The 18359-nt window shown below is 71.0% G+C and carries 15 protein-coding genes; 4 read left to right on the top strand and 11 right to left on the bottom strand.

Annotated elements, in window-relative coordinates:
* Positions 1-315: 315 nt before the first annotated feature.
* From AB0G84_RS26280 to AB0G84_RS26250, 7 genes are all read right to left on the bottom strand, one after another.
* On the bottom strand, positions 316-3198 hold the full coding sequence (locus tag AB0G84_RS26280; RefSeq protein ID WP_361325546.1) for a polynucleotide kinase-phosphatase: 2883 nt from the start codon (positions 3196-3198) through the stop codon (positions 316-318).
* The gene (locus tag AB0G84_RS26275) at positions 3195-4835 is read right to left on the bottom strand and encodes a 3' terminal RNA ribose 2'-O-methyltransferase Hen1 (protein WP_361325543.1); all 1641 of its coding nucleotides are present in this window, start codon (positions 4833-4835) and stop codon (positions 3195-3197) included. The genes AB0G84_RS26280 and AB0G84_RS26275 overlap by 4 nt, the downstream gene beginning before the upstream one ends.
* 263 nt (positions 4836-5098) lie before the next feature.
* Positions 5099-6022 (bottom strand): LLM class F420-dependent oxidoreductase, encoded by a 924-nt coding sequence (locus tag AB0G84_RS26270; protein WP_361325541.1) that lies wholly within the window; start codon positions 6020-6022, stop codon positions 5099-5101.
* A 745-nt stretch (positions 6023-6767) separates the two neighbouring features.
* Positions 6768-7223: a DUF6099 family protein gene (locus AB0G84_RS26265; protein ID WP_361325538.1), complete on the bottom strand. Its 456-nt coding sequence runs from the start codon at positions 7221-7223 to the stop codon at positions 6768-6770.
* Between the two features lie 492 nt (positions 7224-7715).
* Positions 7716-8114, bottom strand: a complete 399-nt coding sequence (locus AB0G84_RS26260; protein ID WP_361325535.1) for a nucleotide pyrophosphohydrolase — start codon at positions 8112-8114, stop codon at positions 7716-7718.
* Positions 8111-9613, bottom strand: coding sequence for a biotin transporter BioY (locus AB0G84_RS26255; protein ID WP_361325532.1), 1503 nt, complete (start codon positions 9611-9613; stop codon positions 8111-8113). The genes AB0G84_RS26260 and AB0G84_RS26255 overlap by 4 nt, the downstream gene beginning before the upstream one ends.
* Before the next feature lie 54 nt (positions 9614-9667).
* Positions 9668-10057 carry a cell division protein SepF gene (locus AB0G84_RS26250; protein WP_361325529.1) on the bottom strand — a complete coding sequence of 130 codons (390 nt, stop codon included), beginning with the start codon at positions 10055-10057 and terminating at the stop codon, positions 9668-9670.
* Positions 10058-10277: 220 nt separating this feature from the next.
* On the opposite strand from AB0G84_RS26250, the gene AB0G84_RS26245 reads away from it, so the two are divergent.
* Complete coding sequence (locus AB0G84_RS26245; protein WP_361325526.1) at positions 10278-11435, top strand: magnesium and cobalt transport protein CorA; 1158 nt, start codon at positions 10278-10280, stop codon at positions 11433-11435.
* Positions 11436-11544: 109 nt separating this feature from the next.
* Here the strand turns inward: AB0G84_RS26245 and AB0G84_RS26240 are convergent, their stop codons facing one another.
* Both AB0G84_RS26240 and AB0G84_RS26235 read right to left on the bottom strand, forming a co-directional pair.
* The gene (locus AB0G84_RS26240) at positions 11545-12141 is read right to left on the bottom strand and encodes a TetR/AcrR family transcriptional regulator (protein ID WP_361325523.1); all 597 of its coding nucleotides are present in this window, start codon (positions 12139-12141) and stop codon (positions 11545-11547) included.
* 304 nt (positions 12142-12445) lie between these two features.
* Positions 12446-12574: a hypothetical protein gene (locus AB0G84_RS26235; protein ID WP_361325521.1), complete on the bottom strand. Its 129-nt coding sequence runs from the start codon at positions 12572-12574 to the stop codon at positions 12446-12448.
* A gap of 32 nt (positions 12575-12606) precedes the next feature.
* On the opposite strand from AB0G84_RS26235, the gene AB0G84_RS26230 reads away from it, so the two are divergent.
* The 3 genes from AB0G84_RS26230 to AB0G84_RS26220 all read left to right on the top strand — a co-directional run bounded on the left by AB0G84_RS26230 (position 12607) and on the right by AB0G84_RS26220 (position 16090).
* Complete coding sequence (locus AB0G84_RS26230) at positions 12607-13599, top strand: alpha/beta hydrolase (RefSeq protein ID WP_361325518.1); 993 nt, start codon at positions 12607-12609, stop codon at positions 13597-13599.
* Positions 13600-14041: 442 nt separating this feature from the next.
* A complete protein-coding gene (locus AB0G84_RS26225; RefSeq protein WP_361325515.1) occupies positions 14042-14965 on the top strand; it encodes a GNAT family N-acetyltransferase in 924 nt (307 codons plus the stop codon).
* Between the two features lie 165 nt (positions 14966-15130).
* The gene (locus tag AB0G84_RS26220; RefSeq protein WP_361325512.1) at positions 15131-16090 is read left to right on the top strand and encodes a nitronate monooxygenase; all 960 of its coding nucleotides are present in this window, start codon (positions 15131-15133) and stop codon (positions 16088-16090) included.
* 131 nt (positions 16091-16221) lie between these two features.
* Here the strand turns inward: AB0G84_RS26220 and AB0G84_RS26215 are convergent, their stop codons facing one another.
* A complete protein-coding gene (locus AB0G84_RS26215; RefSeq protein ID WP_361325509.1) occupies positions 16222-16797 on the bottom strand; it encodes a GNAT family N-acetyltransferase in 576 nt (191 codons plus the stop codon).
* A 226-nt stretch (positions 16798-17023) separates the two neighbouring features.
* Complete coding sequence (locus AB0G84_RS26210) at positions 17024-18088, bottom strand: NAD(+)/NADH kinase (RefSeq protein WP_361325507.1); 1065 nt, start codon at positions 18086-18088, stop codon at positions 17024-17026.
* Positions 18089-18359: the final 271 nt, after the last annotated feature.

Genomic DNA, 18359 nt, shown 5'->3' with positions numbered 1-18359 from the left:
GACGGAGGGGACGAAGGAAGCGGGCCGGGGAACAACGCCGCGCGCGAGCACGGGAGTTCTTACGCAGGGGCGGCCACTACCGGAGGGCGCCGGCAGTCCCGTGGACCGGGGCAGGGCCCCGGCCTTCAAGTGGACCGGGGGACGGAGGCCTCCGGCCCGGGAGGGCAGTCGGTCTCCCGGGGCCGGTCTCCGGGCCGGTCTCCCCGGCCGGTCTCCCCGGCCGGTCTCCCGGTCTGGTCTCCCGGGGTCGGCGCCTCCCCCGGCCCTGGGACTTCCGCCTGCTCACGCTCGCGCGGCGGTGGAACCGCGGGCCGGCTACAGCCGCGGGTCCACCGGCTCCGACTCCAGCGCGAGCACCGCGAAGACCGCCTCGTGCACCCGCCAGAGCGGTTCGCCCTCCGCCAGCCGGTCGAGCGCCTCCAGCCCGAGCGCGTACTCCCGCAGGGCCAGGGAGCGCTTGTGGCCCAGGTGGCGGGAGCGCAGGCGCCGGAGGTTGTCCGGGCGGGTGTACTCCGGACCGTAGACGATCCGCAGGTACTCCCGGCCGCGGCACTTCACCCCCGGCTGTACGAGCCGCCCGTCGGCCTGCCGGACCAGCGCCTGCTCCGGCTTGACCACCATGCCCTCCCCGCCGTCCGCGGTCAGCTCCAGCCACCAACGGATGCCGGCCGCGACCGACTGCTCGTCCTCGGTGTCCACGGCGATCCGGCGGGTCGTGGTCAGCAGCCCCGGCCGGTCCGGCGTGCCGTCGGCGGCCGGCGCACCCTCCCGGGACGCCATCGCCGCGTCCGCCGCGACGAGCCGGTCGATCAGCGCCAGCTGCTCGGGGTGCGGCAGCGCGGCGAGGCTGCGCCCCTGCACGGCGAGGATCTGGAACGGCGCGAGCCGGATGCCGTCGAGCCCACCGGGATCGGCCGCCCGCTCCGGCGGGGTCGTCCGCTCCGGCGTCCGCCCGGTCGCCCGCTCCGGCGCGGCGGTCTTCCCCGACGCGGCGGCCCGCTCCGGCAAGGTGGCCGAGGCCGTGCCGTCGGGCACCTCGCCGCCCTCCGGTGGGCCGTCCCCGACCCCGTCCGCGCCCCCGTCCGCGACCCCGACCGCCGTCTGCGCCCCGACCCGCCAGCAGTAGCGCCGGTACGCCGCCGTGAACGCCGCGGCGTCCACGGCCCGCTCACGCTGCCGTTCGAGCAGCGGCGCCACCTCGACGCCCCGGGCGGCGGCCGCCTCCAGCGCCTTGAGCGCGCCCGGGAACACCGCCCGGGACGCCGCGCCGACCGCCGCGTACTGCTGGCGCAGCAGCCCCGTCGCCTTCAGCGACCACGGCATCAACTCCGCGTCCAACAGCAGCCAGTCCGTCTCCAACTCCGCCCAGAGCCCTGCCTCCCCGACGCACTCGCGGACCCGCCGCACCACCCGTTCGGTCAGTTCCGGATCGTCGAAGAACGGCCGCCCGGTACGGGTGTACAGCGCACCCGACACGCCCTTGGGCACCCCGAAGCGCCCGGCGGCCACCGCGTCGTCGCGGCACACCAGGACCACGGCCCGGGACCCCATGTGCTTCTCCTCGCACACCACATGCCGTACCCCGTCCGCCCGGTAGCCGGCGAACGCCTCCGCCGGGTGCTCCAGGTAGCCCTCCTCCTTCGAGGTGGCACACGGCGCCATCGTCGGCGGGAGGTACGGCAGCAGCCGTGGGTCGATCGCGAAGCGGCTGATCACCTCCAGCGCCGCCGCGGCGTTCTCCTCCCGCACCGCGAGCCGGCCCATCTGCCGGGTCTCCACGGTCCGGCGCCCCGCCACGTCGTTCAGGTCGAGCGGTCGGCCGTCCGCCCCGCCGGGCGCCTCCGTGGTGAGCGGCTTCGCGGGCTCGTACCAGACCTGCTCCGCGGGGACGTCCACCAGTTCACGCTCCGGCCAGCGCAGCGCGGTCATCGCACCGCCGAACACGCAGCCGGTGGCCAGACAGATGGTGTTGTTGAGCCAGCCGGCCCGTGGGGTGGGCGTGTGTCCGTAGACGACGGCGGCGCGACCGCGGTAGTCCTCGGCCCACGGGTAGCGCACCGGCAGGCCGAACTCGTCGGTCTCGCCGGTCGTGTCGCCGTAGAGAGCGAAGGACCGCACCCGGCCCGAGGTCCGGCCGTGGTATTTCTCCGGCAGCCCGGCGTGGCACACCACCAGCCCTCCGCCGTCCAGGACGTAGTGGCTGACCAGCCCCTGGATGAACGCCGCGACCTCGGCCCGGAACGCGTCGTCCTCCTTCTCCAGCTGGGCGAGGGTCTCGGCGAGCCCATGGGTGTGCTGCACCTTGCGGCCCTTGAGGTGACGGCCGAGCTTGTTCTCGTGGTTGCCGGGCACACAGAGCCCGTGCCCGGCGCCGACCATGCCCATCACCAGCCGCAGCACACCGGGGCTGTCCGGGCCCCGGTCGACGAGGTCGCCGACGAACACCGCGGTACGGCCCTCAGGGTGCACCGCGTCCACCGCCCGGCCGAGGCCGTCGCGGACCAGCGCATAGCCGAGCCGGCCGAGCAGCGTCTCCAGCTCGGAACGGCAGCCATGGATGTCGCCGATGATGTCGAACGGCCCGGTGAGATGGCGGAGGTCGTTGAACCGCCGCTCCCGTATGACCTCGGCGGAGTCCACCTCCGCCGGACCGCGCAGGACGTGCACCTTGCGGAAGCCCTCGCGCTCCAAGTGACGCAGCGAGCGCCGCAGTTCACGCTGATGGCGCTGGATGACCCGGCGCGGCAGCCCGACCCGGTCGGCCCTCGTCGCATTGCGCTCGGCGCAGACCTGCTCGGGCACGTCCAGCACGATCGCCACCGGCAGCACGTCGTGCTCCCGGGCCAGCCGCACCAGCTGGCCGCGTGCCTCGGACTGCACATTGGTGGCATCGACGACCGTCAGCCGCCCGGCCGCCAGCCGCTTGCCGGCGATGTAGTGCAGCAGGTCGAAGGCATCGCCGCTCGCGCTCTGGTCGTTCTCGTCATCGCTGACCAGCCCCCGGCAGAAGTCGGAGGAGACCACCTCGGTCGACTTGAAGTGCCGGGCGGCAAAGCTGGACTTGCCGGAGCCGGTGGCTCCGACCAGCACCACCAGCGAGAGGTCCGGCACGCCGAGGGCACGCCGAGCCACCTCCTTCGGCGCCCCGCCCGCGCGCTGCCCGTCCCCATCAGAATCCCTGCGCTCGACGTCGGTCATGCCACGGCCTCCTTCCCTGCCCTGGAGCCGCTGGTGTCCAGGCTGCTGCTGTCCGTACCGCTGGTGCCCGGACTGCTGATGTCCGGGCTGCTGCTGTCCGCACCGCTGGCTTCTGCCTGGCTGGGGCACGTACGGCTGCGGTCTGCACTGCTGAAATCTCTGCTTCTGCTGGCGGCGCGGTTCCGGTCGTCGCCGGACTCACCATGCAGACGGAAGTGCGCTAGCTGGGTGGGCGGCCCGACCTCGGGGTCGTCGGGCCCCACCGGGCCGAAGGTCACCCCGTAGCCGTGCCGTTCGGCGACCTCCTGCGCCCAACGCCGGAACTCCTCCCGGGTCCACTCGAAACGATGGTCCGCATGCCGCACCTGTCCGGCCGGCAGCGACTCCCAGCGCACGTTGTACTCGACGTTCGGCGTGGTCACCACGACCGTCCGCGGCCTGGCCGCCCCGAACACGGCGTACTCCAGCGCCGGCAGCCGCGGCGGATCGACATGCTCGACGACCTCGCTCAGCACCGCCGCGTCATACCCCTTCAGCCGGCCGTCGGTGTACGCCAGCGAACCCTGCACCAGCCGTACCCGCTCCGCCTGCCGCTCGGGCATCCGGTCCAGCCGCAGCCGGCGCCGCGCCACGTGCAGGGCGCGCATCGACACGTCCACCCCGACGATCTCGGTGAACTGCCCCTCCTTGAGCAGCGCACCGACCAACTGGCCCTGCCCGCAGCCCAGATCGAGCACCCGGGCCGCCTCGTCCGCGCGCAGCACCTGAAGGATCGCCTCCCGCCGCTGGACGGCGAGCGGCACCGGTCGCTCCTCGGTGTCGATCTCCTCGTCCACCGCGTTGTCGATCTCCTCGGCTGCGGCGTCGTCCGACTCCGCGAGCCGTTCCAGCTCCAGCCGCTCCATGGCCTGGCGGGTCAGCGAGGACCTCCGGGCGAGGTAGCGGCCGACGATCATCCGCTGGTCGGGGTGGCCCTCCAACCAGCCCTCCCCTGCCCGCAGCAGCTTGTCGACCTCGTCCGCGGCCACCCAGTAGTGCTTGGCGTCGTCCAGGACCGGCAGCAGCACGTACAGGTGCCGCAGCGCCTCGGCGAGGACCTGCTCCCCTTCCAGGACGAGCCGCACATAGCGCGAGTCTCCCCACTCGGGGAAGGTCTCGTCCAACGGCACCGGCTCGGCGAGCACCGTCCACCCCAACGGCCGGAACAGCCTGCGCACCAGCTCCGCACCGCCCCGGGCCGGCAGCACCGGCACCTCGATGCGCAACGGCAGCGCCCGCGCCACCAGATCGGGCCGGGCGGCGCACTGCCCCTTCATCGCGCTCGCGAAGACGCTCCGCAGCGCCACCGCCAGCAGCGATGAGGCCGCGTACGGCCGGTCGTTCACATACTGTCCGAGCGCCGAGTCCGGCGCCCCGCCGCGGCCCTTCCCCCTGCCGCGGCGGACCAGGGCGATGGGATCCACCTCCAACAACAGCGCCACCGAGCACCGTTCCGTATGCGCCTCCGGGTAGAAGACGTGCGCGGTGCCGTGTGCCGTCGAGAACTGCTGCGACTTGTCAGGACGCTTGTGCAGCAGAAATCCGAGGTCGGTCGCGGGACGGTCGGCGCTGCCGGTGATGGCGATCGTCAGGAACACACGCCCGAGTATCGCCAAAACCCGCCGCCGTCCCTACCGGTTTTCCCACCGGGCCACCAGCCCCGGCCCGGTGCCGACCGGACCGGCCGCCCGTCCGCTCCGCCCCCGGCTCGATGCCGACCGGACCGCCCCATCGGCGACCCGACCAGCACCGGCCGCCCAGCCCTGTGCCACCCAGCCGTGTACCGCTCTCCCCTGGACCGCCCTGCGCCGGAGTACTCATCCTCGCCGCCGGGCGCACCGCCGGTGCAATGCGTGACCGCTCAGGTCAGCTGCGACTGCACCTGCGCCGAGATCAGCTCCAGGTGGTCCAGGTCATCGAGGTCCAGGATCTGCAGATAGACCCGGGAGGCCCCGATGGCCGCGTAACGCCCGATCTTGTCGACGACCTCGGCCGGGGAGCCCGCGAGCCCGTTGGCCTTCAGCTCCTCCACGTCCCGACCGATGGCCGCGGCCCGTCGCGCCACCTCGGCGTCGTTCTTGCCCACGCAGGCCACGAGGGCGTTGGAGTACACCAGCTCCTCGCCCTTCCGCCCAACGGCTTCGGCGGCTGCCCGCACCCGTCCGAACTGGCGCTCACTGTCCTCCAGAGAGGCGAAGGGAATATTGAACTCATCGGCATACTGCGCCGCCAGCCGCGGGGTACGCGTCGCACCATGGCCGCCGATCAGCACCGGCACCTTGCGCTGAGCAGGCTTGGGAAGAGCCGGCGACTTCTCCAACTGGTAGTAATTTCCCGCATAGTTGAAATCCTTTCCGGTCTCGGTGGACCACAGCCCGGTGATGATCGCCAGCTGCTCCTCCAGCCGCGCGAACTTCTCCCTGGGGAACGGAATCCCGTACGCCTTGTGCTCGTCCTCGAACCATCCGGCACCAAGTCCCAGTTCGACCCGGCCACCCGACATCTGGTCGACCTGGGCCACCTGGATGGCCAGCACACCCGGCAGCCGGAAGGTGCCTGCCGTCATGAGCGTGCCGAGCCGGATGCGCGAGGTCTCCCGAGCCAGCCCGGCCAGGGTGATCCAGGCGTCCGTCGGGCCGGGCAGCCCGTCGACATTGCCCATGCTCAGATAGTGATCGGACCGGAAGAATGCGTTGAAGCCGAGCTCCTCTGTGGCCTTGGCGACCTTGAGGAGGGTGTCGTAGGAAGCCCCTTGCTGGGGCTCGGTGAAGATGCGTAGCTCCATACCTCCATCCTGCACACCGAACGGCAGACCAACCGTTGCGGCGTCTCGATACACCGAGTCGGGCCAGTGCCCAGCCACCCGGCACCTGGATGCACCCGCTCGTAGTGCCCCGAGATCCGGGACGCGGTCGCGCGAGATCGTCGCTGCGGCCGCGCGGGGCCCCGAGGCGCGGGGCGCGGGGCGTGCCTTCGACAGCGGCTCCTGATCGGCGGCTCCGCAGCCGTGATTCCGAAGTTGCGGTATCCGGGCGGTAGCTCAAGAAGCAGCAGCTGTGATGCGGTGGTGCCGCGCACGGGCCGGCTGTCGGCGGCACCGGTGGCAGGCACGTCGGGAGGTCGTCCCTCAGCTCGCAGTACACAGGAGCTGCACGGGCGTGAAGAGCGACGGCGGTGGCAGGTGAGACGGTAGGGGCGGGGAAGGCAAGCACATCGGCAGGCCTGCCCTCAGGTGCCGGCGAAGGCGACGCCGACCTGTGAGGCGTGAGCACGGGGTACGCGTGAGGTGTGAGCAGGGGGTACGCACTCCGTCTACGCAGGGTGTCTTGCGTTGCATCGCTGTCCAGCCGTCCAGCCGTCCAGCCGCCGAGCTGTCCAGCCGCCGTACTGTCGAGCTGTCGAGCCGTCGAGCTGTCGAGCTGTCGAGCTGTCGAGCTGTCGAGCCTTCCAGGTGTCTTACTTACGGTGCTGCTTGGGCGTCTCGGTATCGGCCCTACTCCTGGACAGGCGCGCAGGGCTTCCGCTCTGCCCTAGGCAGGGTTCCGGTCACGTACCTCCAGTTTCTCCAGTATTCCGGCCACCCGGTCTCGGGCTTCATCGACCGTGTCCATCGCCTCGATACAGGTCCAGTACATCCCCTCCTCGCCCGCGAGCAGCACCACCCCCACCAGCACCTCACAGACTTCTCGTAACAGTCGGCTCAGGCTCGTCAGAGCCTCCCTGGCATCGCGCACTTCCGTCAGCTGTGTCGCTCGCAGCCCACCGGTGGCCGTTGCCGGGCACAGCAGTCCCCCGCTGAACCGCCCGCCCGCGTCGCCCAGAACTCGGGCTCTCGACCGCACTTCGTACGGCCCGAATATCGCGAGATGGCTGCCTATCGCCTCCGCCAAGGCGTGCGCCTGCCACGCCTCGACGATCACGTCCTGGACCGTGCTCGCTTCCGCCAGACCGCGCTGGCTGGCCGCGATGATCCGCACCGCGTCCATCCGCTCCCCTCCTTTCGGTCATCGTGTCCCTTCCCTGGTCGTGCGCATGTGCTCCGCACTCCTTTCACTACCCAGAGTGAGGGTGAACACCCAAAAAAGCCAGGGGAATTCGCAAATCTGTGGACAAGCAAGGCGCTGTGGAAAGATCCATGACTCCATAGAGTGACAACGGGAGGGCGGAGACACGCCCCGTTCCCCACCCGCCACAGCAACCTCACCCATCGCACGATCGGCACAGACCACGAAGGGCCCTCGCACGACCGAGCCGGCGCGCCGAAACGCCCCAAAGCGGCTTCACCATGCCTCGGTCCCTCTCGAACCGCCCCTCAGCTTCCTACCGCCTCATCCGCCCCATCCACCCCAGCCCCCCTGACGCCCCGCCCCGCATCCCCAGCACCCCGACGACGCCGACGCCCTCCGCCCCCACACTCTCCCGCCCCCGACTCGCCCTACTGCCCTCCCTCCACCGCCCTCTCCGCTACGCCCACGCCCCTACCGCTCCCCGTGGCCCCGTTCCTCCCCCTCCCGCTCCTCGCCCTCCCGCTGCCGCGGGCGGTCCGGCGGCGCCTGGCGGCGCGCCGGGAAGCGGTTCTCATTGCGGTCGATCTTGGCGGCCAGTGCCGCCAGGGCATCGATGCCCAGCGCCTCGCAGAACTGCAGCAGATACGCCAGCACATCGGCGACCTCGTCCTCGACCCGGGCGGCCGACCGCGCATCGGACATCACCTTCGCCGACTCCTCAGGCGTCAGCCACTGGAAGATCTCGACGAGTTCCGCGGCCTCGACACTGAGCGCCGCGGCCAGGTTCTTGGGGGTGTGGTACTGCTGCCAGTCCCGCGCGGCCGCGAACTCGGCCAGCCGTCGCTGCAGCGCATGAAGATCCTCACTCATGCCCCTAGATGTAGCACCTGCACCTCCGGCAGTCCTTCGGCGACCGAGGCGTCCCGAACCGTTCCGAACAGCCGGACATGTCCGCGTTCGGCCATCCGTACGGCCAGTGACATCAGTTCGCGCGCCTGCCGGTGATCCATGCAGCGGTCCATACCGTCCGCCATCACCGTCATCTGCTGATGGGCCGACGGGATCTCCCCGGCCGGGTCCATGGCCAGCACTCCCGGCCCGGTGAGCAGGACCAACGCCAGCGCGAGGAAGCGCAGCTCACCGTCGCCGAGCTGCTCGATGGGCATCTCCCCCAGCGCACCGCGGTCGAGCACCGCCTGCATCGCGGGCTTCCGTTCCGCTGCCCCTCTCCGCGCTCCGCCCGTACCTCTCCGCGCTCCGCCCGTTCCTCCGCGCGCGGCCGCCGGCACCTCCGCGGCGTCCTCCTCTCCGGCCGTGGCGGCCTGCCGTCGAGCAACCGCACGCAGCCCGTCCACCGGGCCCGCACACGCCTCCCGTACCGCCGCGACCAGCACCGCATGCCGCCGAGTGCACTCCTGACCGGTCCGCGCCAGCACCGCCGGCAGGTTGTCGCAGGCGGACCGCAATCGCCCCTCGTCGTGCTCCCGGTCCGCATCATGGCTCCAGCCGCCGGCGCTGCCGCCTCCGGCTCCCTGACGTGCCCGCGCACCCCATGGCCCGGCTGATCCACCCGTCCCGCCCGTCGCAGTGGGACGCCCGGCCCCCTCAGCCCCCGGGTACTTCCCCGCACCGCTCCCGACGCTCGCGCTCCGCCCGCCGTGGGCACCGCCGCGCCCCGCGCCGCCCCTCTCGCTGACGCCGCCCACACCGTTCGCACCACTCGCACCGCCCGTCCCGCCCGCACCGCGCATGACCTCCGGCCGTGGATCGCAGACGAAGACCGACCGCAGCGCCACCACGACCTGTTCGGCCGCGGCCAGCACCAGTCGTTGGCCGGTCGTCTTGCCGGCGACCCGGAGCGGCAGCAACGAGGTCCCCAGCCGGTCGTCCGGTAGCGGTGCGCGGGTCACCGGGGTCGCGCCCGCGGTGTGCCAGGCAGCCTGGACGGCGGGGCGCGTGGGATCGGTCAACGCGGTGACCAGCAGGGTCTCCCCGCAGCCGATCAACCGCTCGCCGACGATGCGGAGTTCGGGCTCGGCCTGCACGGCGAGGTCGAGCTCGACGCGGCCCACCGGGCCATCGACCGTACAGCCGATGCGGAAGCCGCGCCGCCCTTGCGCATCGGGGCGGGAGCCCGCGGGCACACAGGCCGACGCCCCGCCCGCCACCTCCCGTACGACCCGTGCGAGCGGCTCCCCGCTACCGAGCCGAGCCAGGATCTCGTACGCCTGCAGCGCACTGGACTTACCGCTTCCGCTCCCGCCGCTCAGCAGGGTCAGCGGGCCGAGCGGCAGGACGACGCCGCGATGGGCCTTGAAGGCGGAGAGCCGTAACTCGGTGACCGCCGGTCGCACACTGTCGGTGTTCATGCGGGGACGCTATGCAACCGTACGACGGAGAACCGTTACGTCCAACAGCTCTTCCTACGAACGGGGGACGGCCCCCGCCACCTCCTCCGCGACTTCGGTGCCCACCGGTGCCAGCAGGAACACATTGGTGTCGACCCGGTGCATGCCGCTGCCCAGCCCGAAGACGACACCGCTGGAGAAGTCCAGGATGCGCTTGGCGACATCACTGTCGGCGCTGCTGAGGTCCAGCAGGACCGGGATCTGCGCCATCAGGTACTCGGCCACCTCACGGGCGTCCGCGAAGGTCTGGACGCGGATGACCATGAACCGCCGCGCCTCCTTGGCCGGTTCCTCCTCGGGGAGGGCGCGGTGGTCGGGCCAGGAAGGCCATTCCCTGCCGCCGCGGAGCGGGACGACCTCGGCGAGCCCTTCCCACTGCTCGTCGGTGGCATCAGGGCCGTTCACCGAATCACCTCACTCAGAGGAGCGTTGGCTGTCTGCGATATCTGCATCGCACAATTCTAGAGATAGACACACAAAGCCCGGCGGACGCGACACACACCGCGCACATCCCGATCCATCCTGCACCACGCCCCCTGACCTGTGTGGACCTCTGCGGCAGATATCCTGCGTCGAGATTCTGTGTGCCTGTTCATCCCCACATGTGACGGAGGTCGGATCCGCCGTGAGCCCCGAGCGTCCCGGCCGCCGCCCACGCGGCCTGCGCGGCCTGCGCAAACCCGCGAAGAAGCGGCCCTCCGAAGCCCCGCCCGCCACGCCCCCGGACGCTCCCGAACCTCCGCAGCAGCCCGACGGGAACCCCAGCAGCGTCATCAGCGCCGCCCTCTACCGGGACGGCCACCGGATCAGTACCCACGACTCCCTCGCCGATACCTTCCGGCAGCAGCGCGCCCTGTCCGACACCCTCGCCTGGATCGGCCTGCACCGCCCCTCCCCCTCCGAACTGGTCTCCCTGGCATCGGAGTTCGACCTCCACCCGCTCGCCGTCGAGGACGCGATGGAGGCCCATCAGCGGCCCAAACTGGAGCGCTACGGCGGCACCCTCTTCGTGGTACTGCGTGCCGCCCGCTATCTGGACGACGCCGAAGAGGTCGACTTCGGCGAGTTGCACGTCTTCGTCGGCCGGGACTTCGTGATCACCGTCCGGCACGGCGCCGCGCCGGACCTCTCGGCCGTGCGCCGCCGCATGGAGGACGCCCCCGAACTCCTCAAGCGCGGCCCCGAAGCCGTCCTCTACGCGATCCTCGACGCCGTGGTCGACGGCTACGCACCGGTCGTCGCGGGCGTCCAGACCGACATCGACGAGATCGAGACCGAGGTCTTCGGCGGTGACCCCAGGGTCTCCCGCCGCATCTATGAACTCTCCCGCGAGGTCGTGGAGTTCCAGCGCGCCACCCGCCCGCTCAACGGCATGCTGGAGAGCCTCACCGCGGGCTTCGAGAAGTACGCCATCGACGAGGAACTGCGCCGCTATCTGCGGGATGTGGCCGACCACGCGCTGCACACGACCGACCGGGTGGACGGCTTCCGCCAGGCGCTCCAGGACATCCTCACCGTCAACGCAACCCTGGTGAACCAGCAGCAGAACGCCGAGATGCGCGCCCTGGCCGAGGCCGGCTTCGAACAGAACGAGGAGATCAAGAAGATCTCCTCCTGGGCGGCGATCCTGTTCGCGCCGACGCTGGTCGGCACGGTGTACGGCATGAACTTCCAGAACATGCCGGAGTTGCACTGGGCGTTCGGATACCCCTTCGCGATCATCCTGATGGCGGCGGTGTGCACCGGCCTGTACGTCATCTTCAAGCGACGGGACTGGCTCTGAGCAACCGCCCGACGAGGGCCTTCGCCATGACCTCCGGGCAGCGGACGCGACCGTCACAGGGCCCGGAGCAACGCAACGGCGACCGCCGGGCATCCAGGACGTAGGCTCCCTAGCCGCCTGCGGCACGAGCCAGGGTGTCGGACACCGTCGTGCAGGCCAGGCGTGCCACGGAGCGCAGTTCGCCGTCCGGGGTGCCGGCCCGGCTCAGTACGGCGAGGGATTGGCTGACCGCGACGACGTAGGTGGCCAGTTCGTCCCGCACCTGGGGCGGGGCCGACGAACTCGCCAGCGCCTCGTGCACGCGGGCGCGTTGGGTGTCGAGCAGCGCACGCACCTGGGTCCGCCGCTCCTCCTTCAGCGTCGGCGACTGCGCGGCGGACTGCGCCACGAGGCAGCCTCCCGGGACCCCCGGGTCGGCGATGCGCGCCAGCACCACCTCGAAGAACGCCTCGACGGCGCGCACCGGATCGTCGGCGTGCGCCGCGAGAGCCTCCTCGTAGCGGGCGCCGTACATCGAGGCATAGCGGTCGAGGCACTGGCGGAACAGGGCGTCCTTCCCCCCGAAGGTCCCGTAGAGGGACCCGCGGCCGAGTCCGGTGGCGGACCCCAGGGCGTCCAGCGACGCATCGGCGTACCCGCGCTGCCAGAAGACGCGCATCGCCTGGTCCAGGGCCTGGTCGACGTCGAACTGCTTACGCCCTGACATGCCTGCCTCCGTCTCGCACCGGGCCTCCACTTCGTGTGCGGTAGCGACCTTACCGCTTCTTGGACCGTTCGGTCCAAATATCTTTGACCGATCGATCCAACATGGCTAGCCTGACGAGCGCGCACGCCTCACCGGGGATCGCCGCCCTCGGTGCACCGCCGCTTCTTGGCGCACAGCCGGTCCGCACGCCCCGCACACCCCCATGGGGCCGGTCGACGCGACCGGGCCCGCAGGGGGCCGGAGCCGAGTCGACCGGCCCAACCACCCCACGATCAGGTTCAGTTCACCGCCCACCGCCCACCGCTCACCGCTCACCGCCCACCGCCCACCGCTCGAAACCCAGGGAACGCTCGGAGCGCTCGGAGCGCTCCGAGCGCCTCAAGCACACCAGCGCACCGAGCGCACCGAGCGCACCGAGCGCACCGAACACCATGAACGCCCTGAGCGCACCGAAAGGCCGACCGCATGAACCCGCCCGCGCCCCGCCTGTCCACGCCCGACGGCCCCGGCTCCGTCAGCCGGGCGCCACAACTGCCCACCGGTTTCGCCGACACCTTCACCAGCCGGTACGTCGACGTCGACGGGTTGCGCCTGCACGCCGTCACCGGAGGCCAGGGGCCGGCACTGCTCCTCGTGGGCGGCTGGCCCCAGACCTGGTACGCCTGGCGCCTGGTGATGCCTGCGCTGGCCCCGGACTTCACGATCGTCGCGGTGGACCCCCGCGGTGTCGGCCTGTCCGACAAGCCCCTGGACGGGTACGACACCGGGACCCTCGCCCGTGACCTGGTGGGGTTGATGGCCGCGCTCGGTCACCGGCGGTTCGCCATGGTCGGCCACGACGTCGGCATGTGGACCGGATACGCCCTGGCCGCCGACCACCCGGGCCGGTTGACGCGCCTGGTCGTCGCCGAGGCCGCGATCCCCGGACTGTCGCCGTCGCCGCCACTGTTCGGCGGCGCGCGGGCCAACGACCGGCTGTGGCACTTCGCCTTCAACCGGCTCACCGACATCAACGAGGAGTTGGTCAGGGGGCGCGAGCACCTCTACTTCGGCCACCAGTTCGCTACCAAGGCGGTGCGGCCCCTGCCCGAGCACGCCGTCCGGCACTACGTCGATCCGCTGGCCGCCGACCCCGCAGCGCTCCGGGCCAGCTTCGCGTGCTACCGCGCGCTCGATACGACCATCGAGCAGAACCAGCGGCGGAGGACCCGGCGGCTGACCCTGCCCGTGCTGACGATCGCGGGAGCGGAGAACTCCGCCGAGCTGGTCGGTGACACCATGCGGCTCGCCGCGGACGACGTGGAGAGCCTGATCCTCCCCGACTGCGGTCACTACCCCGCCGAAGAGGCACCCAAGGCGGTGCTCTCCGCGCTGACCGACTTCCTTGCCCCCTACCGGCAGGGGCGGGACGACGAGCCGCGGCAGCGGCCCGAGGACGCGTCCACATCGACCCGTTGAGGCGCCCTGGACACCACGCCCGGCCCCTTCCCGTCGAAAGCAGAGGGGCGGAGGCGCCGCCCCGGGAAGGAGCCAGGCGGCGGCCGCGAGGGCGGGTCGGCCGAGGACGCGGCCAGCGCGTGGGCGAATCGACTGCGTAGAGCGGCACGAACTTGAAATTGCCCGTTCTACGCCAGCATCGACGAGAGGCTCGACCCTGCGGCGGCGGTCGGAAGCAGGGGGATCGAAAAGAGTTTGCGGACGAGGGTTGCGGTTGGATAGACGTTACTGCTGGACCCCCACCACGAGGGTTGAGGGCCACGACAGCGAGAGGAGGGACAAGCCCATGTTCCCCTTGATCACTGCGCTTGTGCCCTCCCGTGGTGCGGACCTCGTCTGAACCCGGAGCGGACGGGCGCCCTCACCGGAGCGTGCCTAGACCGTGAAAGCGAACGACCTGACCATGCGTCCGATCACTGGACGCGAAGAACTCGACCTCTTCTCCCAACTTCCTTACGTCCTCAATGAGGAGTTGGGGGACGACCTTGCCGGCGGCCGTCGACGTCCGGAGTGGATGTGGGTCGCCCTGCGCGATGGCCGCCTGCTGGCCAGGGCGGCTTGGTGGAGCCGATCAGCTGGCAACGCGCCACTCTTCCTGGACATCCTCGACATCGACGACAGCACCTCAGGCTCCGATCGCGTGGACATCGGGGTGCGACTTCTGCACACCGCGATGGCCGCTACTCTCCCGGACGGGTCTCTCCCACCTGAGTACAGCCGTTTCGTCCCGCCGGACTGGCGTGAGAACGCGGTGACGAGACAAGCCGTCGAAGACCGCATGACGGTACTTGGAGAGACCGGTGCCCGGCTCTTCGTCGAACGACTGCGCCTGGAATGGAGTCCGGATTCGCCGGTCCCCGAGCCCAGCAGGCGCCTCGTCTTCCGGCCGGTCCACAAGGGCGGGGAACTCGTGGCTCTGATGGCCTCGGCTCTGGACGGGACGTTGGACGCCCATGGCCGTGACGACCTGACCCGCATGTCCCTGCACGAAGCGGCCGTCCGGCACTACGAGGACGAGCTGGCGCGTTACACGAGCCCGCGGGACTGGTGGCGTATCGCCACACTGCCCCATGGGGAGCCAGTGGGGTTCGTCATCCCGGCCCGCAACGACTACAACGCGATCATCGCCTACCTCGCGGTCCTGCCCTCGCACCGCGGCAAGGGCTACATCGACGACCTCCTCGCCGAGGGCACCCGAGTCCTCGCCGCGCAGCACGTCCCCCGCATCCGTGCGTCCACAGACGTCGGCAACGTACCGATGGCGAACGCCTTCCAGCGCGCCGGATACGTCAATTTCGAACGCGAGATCAACATGACCTGGAGCTGATCGAGCAGGTCGCCACCGGGCTGCCTTGGTCTTGTGCGGTTGGCGTGTTCGGCGCCCTTCTCCTGCCTGCCGGGGGATACGTGGCGCGCTGGCAAGTCTCGGTCTTCGGAGGCTAGTTGCTGCATTGGCGTACCTGCGCGTCGCCCGAGGCGGCATGATGCAGGTATGGCGTTTTCGACGGCGTTCACGGAGATGCTCGGCGTTCAGCACCCGATCGCGCTGGCACCGATGGGTGGGTCGGCCGGTGGCGCGCTGGCCGCAGCCGTATCCCGCGGCGGCGGGTTCGGGATTCTCGGCGGCGCGTACGGGGATCCGGAGTGGCTGGCACGTGAGGTGCCGATCGTCGCGGGTACCGAAGGGCCGTGGGGTGTGGGGTTCCTGACCTGGGGGATCGATCTCGCCGCGGTGCAGCTGGCGTTGAGCTATGGCCCCAGCGCCGTGATGCTGTCGTTCGGCGATCCGACGCCCTACGCCGAGCATGTCCGACGGGCAGGGGCTCTGTTGTTCCTCCAGGTCACCGATCTGGAGGAAGCCAAGCGGGCCGCGGACCTGGGCGCCGATGTGATCGTGGCGCAGGGAACCGAGAGCGGTGGTCACAGCGCCGTGCAAGGGCGATCCACTTTGCCGTTCGTGCCCGCGGTGGTGGATCTCGTAGCTCCCGTGCCGGTGCTGGCAGCTGGTGGGATCGCCGATGGACGCGGGCTTGCTGCAGCTCTCGTGCTGGGCGCTGCCGGAGCGCTCATCGGCACCCGCTTCCAGGCCACCACCGAGGCCCTGGTCGATCCCTCGATAGCCAAGGCGATTCTCGAGGGCCGGGGGCAGGACACCGAGCGCAGCACCGTGCTGGACATTGCACGCGGCTCTCGGTGGCCGTCGAAGTATCCCGCCCGTACCCTCCGCCACACCTACCTCGACCGCTGGCGCGGCCGGGAGGCCGAGCTCGCCGCCGATGCCCAAGCCCGTCAGGCGTACCAGGACGACGTGGCACGACGCGCCGTGCCCCCGCTGCCGGTCTGGGCGGGCGAGGCCGTCGACCTCATCACCGACCTGCCCTCGGCGGAGGACCTGGTCACCACCATGGCCACCCAGGCACAGAATGCCCTGTCCCAAGCCGGACGCCGGTAACCCACCAACCGCCAGCGCCGCCCGGGCTCGCTCGTCACGCCCTGCAGCGAGGCTACGCCCCTGGAGCAATCGCCTGCCGGCACGACGCAATGGGCCGTCCATGAGGATTCTCGTGGCCGCTCTCAACGGGCTCAGGAACAGGGCATGCTCATGTAGAGGGCTTGTTCGCCCGATGAGGGTGTGCCGTTGTAGAGCGCCGTGTCCAGGCCGCAGAAGGTGAACCCCATCCGCCGGTAGGCGTGGATCGCCGGGGCGTTGATGTTGGTGACCTCCAGCCAGAGGTGGTCGGCGCCGCGCTCCCGGGCGAACTCGACGGCGTGGCTCACCAGAGCGCGGCCGATGCCCTGGCTCCGATGGGCCGGAGCGACCTCGATGTCGTCGATGACCAGCCGCCGGTTCCACGGAGCGTAGGAGACAGCGGCGTAGCCCGCCGGACAACCGTCAGTACCGATGGCGACGAAGGTACGGCGGTTCGGATCCGGCCCGGCCGCGGGATCGTCACCGTGGCCGTCGTCGGATTCCTCCGCTGGGAAGACTTTGTGCAGGGGTGGGTCTACCGGGATTTCCTGGAGGGCGAACCCGTCCTCGGTGACGGCCACGTGGAAGATGGTGCGGGTGGTGAAGGATCCGTCGAGTGCCTCGATGGCCTGGGTGTCCTCGGGCCGGGCGGTGCGGAACTCGTAGTCCAAGTCGTCAGCAGTGGTCATGGCAGGAACCTACGACGGGTCTGACCGGCATGGATCGGGTTTCTGGACAGTTCGAGGCCCGGGGCCATCCCGGCCCGGCGCCAAGTCCTCAGGTGCGCCGCGCCCGCTTTCGCCACGACTCGATCCGGTGACGGCGAGCACGCGCGGGTCTCCCCGGGCCGGGCACCAGCGCGGGGGTGACGTCCAGTGACCGGGCTTGCTCTCGTTCAGCTTGTCACCGGTGGCATCAGTCGGTGCCGGCGGGCAGGGGTGGCAGACGCAGGTGTGCGAGGTCATCGGGGGGCGGGCTGGTGTGGGGCCACATGGGGGTGAGGCCGGCGTCGTCCGCCGCGGGGGCATCGGTCAGTCGCATGCGCTCGCGCAGCCGGCCGTAGAAGTCGGTCGGCCCGAGTCGCACGACGCGCAGGCGCTGGGGGGCCGCGTAGACGCCGATCCAGTCCCCTGGGTCCAGGACGCCGCGCAGCTGGCCGTCGACGCTGACCGCGGCGCGGCCCGAGTGTTCCAGAACGCGCAGGGCCACGGCCTCGTCGGGTGCGGCCACCACCGAGCGGTTGAAGGTCATATGCGGAGCGACGGGGGTGAAGATGATGGCGTCGGCTTCCGGGGAGATGACGGGGCCGCCGGCGGCGAAGCTGTAGGCCGTGGATCCGGTGGGGGTGGCGACCAGGACGGCATCGGCGGAGTAGGAGGCGAGCAGGCGGCCCGCGAGGTACACGCCGAGGGAGACCTGCCGGTCGCGTGCCAGTTTCTCCAGGACGATGTCGTTGAGCGCCGTTACGTTCAGGGCCATCCCCCAGTCCAAGGCGACGGCACACTCGGGGCGCACCAGCGGAGGCGGCAGCGCGGGCCCCCGGCCGTAGTACAGGAGGGCCTCCATCCCCTCGGGAAGTTCCAACGGACGGGATGCCCGCATCGTCAGCATCAGACGGGTCTCGACGTGCCCTTGGCCTTGGTGGACGGTGTCCAGCGCGCACTCGACGTCGCGGGCCGGGACCTCGGTCAGGAAACCCAGGGTGCCCAGGTCGACGCCGAGGACGAGCGCGTCGTTCTGCGCGGCCAGGCGTGCTCCGCGGAGGAAGGTGCCGTCCCCTCCCAGCGTGACGATCAGGTCGGGACTGCCGGCGGCCTCGACCTCCTCCCGCGCGTCCCGCCGTTGTTCGTCCTGGCTCCACACGTCGATGGCGACGCAGCCGACACCCTGGCGTTCGCACCACCGCCGGACGACGTCGGCGGCGGCCACGGCACCGGGGCGCCCTCCGTGGACGACGGTGCCCACTCGTTGCACGCTCACGTAGCCTCTCCTGCCCTCCGGGTGCTCCGGCCCGCCGCGGTGGGAGCACCCGCTCCGGACGGCCGCGGGCGTCCCGTCCCGGCAACCGATGAGGTACCACGAGCACCATGACCGCACCGGCAGGCCGGGAACCCCGCTCCGGGAGCGGACCGAAACCGCCCCGGGGCACCGCCCAGGTCACCGGTGCCCCGAAGGCCGATCAGGTGTCTCATACGGGAGCGACTGCCGACATTTCGGCGCAATCGTAACGGGCGGTGCGCCGCGTAGCGGG

The organism is Streptomyces sp. NPDC020742 (assembly GCF_040641675.1).
Classification (GTDB): domain Bacteria; phylum Actinomycetota; class Actinomycetes; order Streptomycetales; family Streptomycetaceae; genus Streptomyces.
This window is presented reverse-complemented; position numbering and strand designations above follow the sequence as displayed.

Bases quoted from the DNA above. Each gene is read 5' to 3' on its own strand.
- AB0G84_RS26280 (WP_361325546.1), bottom strand. From the start codon at position 3,198: ATGACCGACGTCGAGCGCAGGGATTCTGATGGGGACGGGCAGCGCGCG.
- AB0G84_RS26270 (WP_361325541.1), bottom strand. From the start codon at position 6,022: ATGGAGCTACGCATCTTCACCGAGCCCCAGCAAGGGGCTTCCTACGAC.
- AB0G84_RS26265 (WP_361325538.1), bottom strand. From the start codon at position 7,223: ATGGACGCGGTGCGGATCATCGCGGCCAGCCAGCGCGGTCTGGCGGAA.
- AB0G84_RS26260 (WP_361325535.1), bottom strand. From the start codon at position 8,114: ATGAGTGAGGATCTTCATGCGCTGCAGCGACGGCTGGCCGAGTTCGCG.
- AB0G84_RS26255 (WP_361325532.1), bottom strand. From the start codon at position 9,613: ATGAACACCGACAGTGTGCGACCGGCGGTCACCGAGTTACGGCTCTCC.
- AB0G84_RS26240 (WP_361325523.1), bottom strand. From the start codon at position 12,141: ATGTCAGGGCGTAAGCAGTTCGACGTCGACCAGGCCCTGGACCAGGCG.
- AB0G84_RS26235 (WP_361325521.1), bottom strand. From the start codon at position 12,574: ATGGTGTTCGGTGCGCTCGGTGCGCTCGGTGCGCTCGGTGCGCTGGTG.
- AB0G84_RS26230 (WP_361325518.1), top strand. From the start codon at position 12,607: ATGAACCCGCCCGCGCCCCGCCTGTCCACGCCCGACGGCCCCGGCTCC.
- AB0G84_RS26225 (WP_361325515.1), top strand. From the start codon at position 14,042: ATGCGTCCGATCACTGGACGCGAAGAACTCGACCTCTTCTCCCAACTT.
- AB0G84_RS26220 (WP_361325512.1), top strand. From the start codon at position 15,131: ATGGCGTTTTCGACGGCGTTCACGGAGATGCTCGGCGTTCAGCACCCG.
- AB0G84_RS26215 (WP_361325509.1), bottom strand. From the start codon at position 16,797: ATGACCACTGCTGACGACTTGGACTACGAGTTCCGCACCGCCCGGCCC.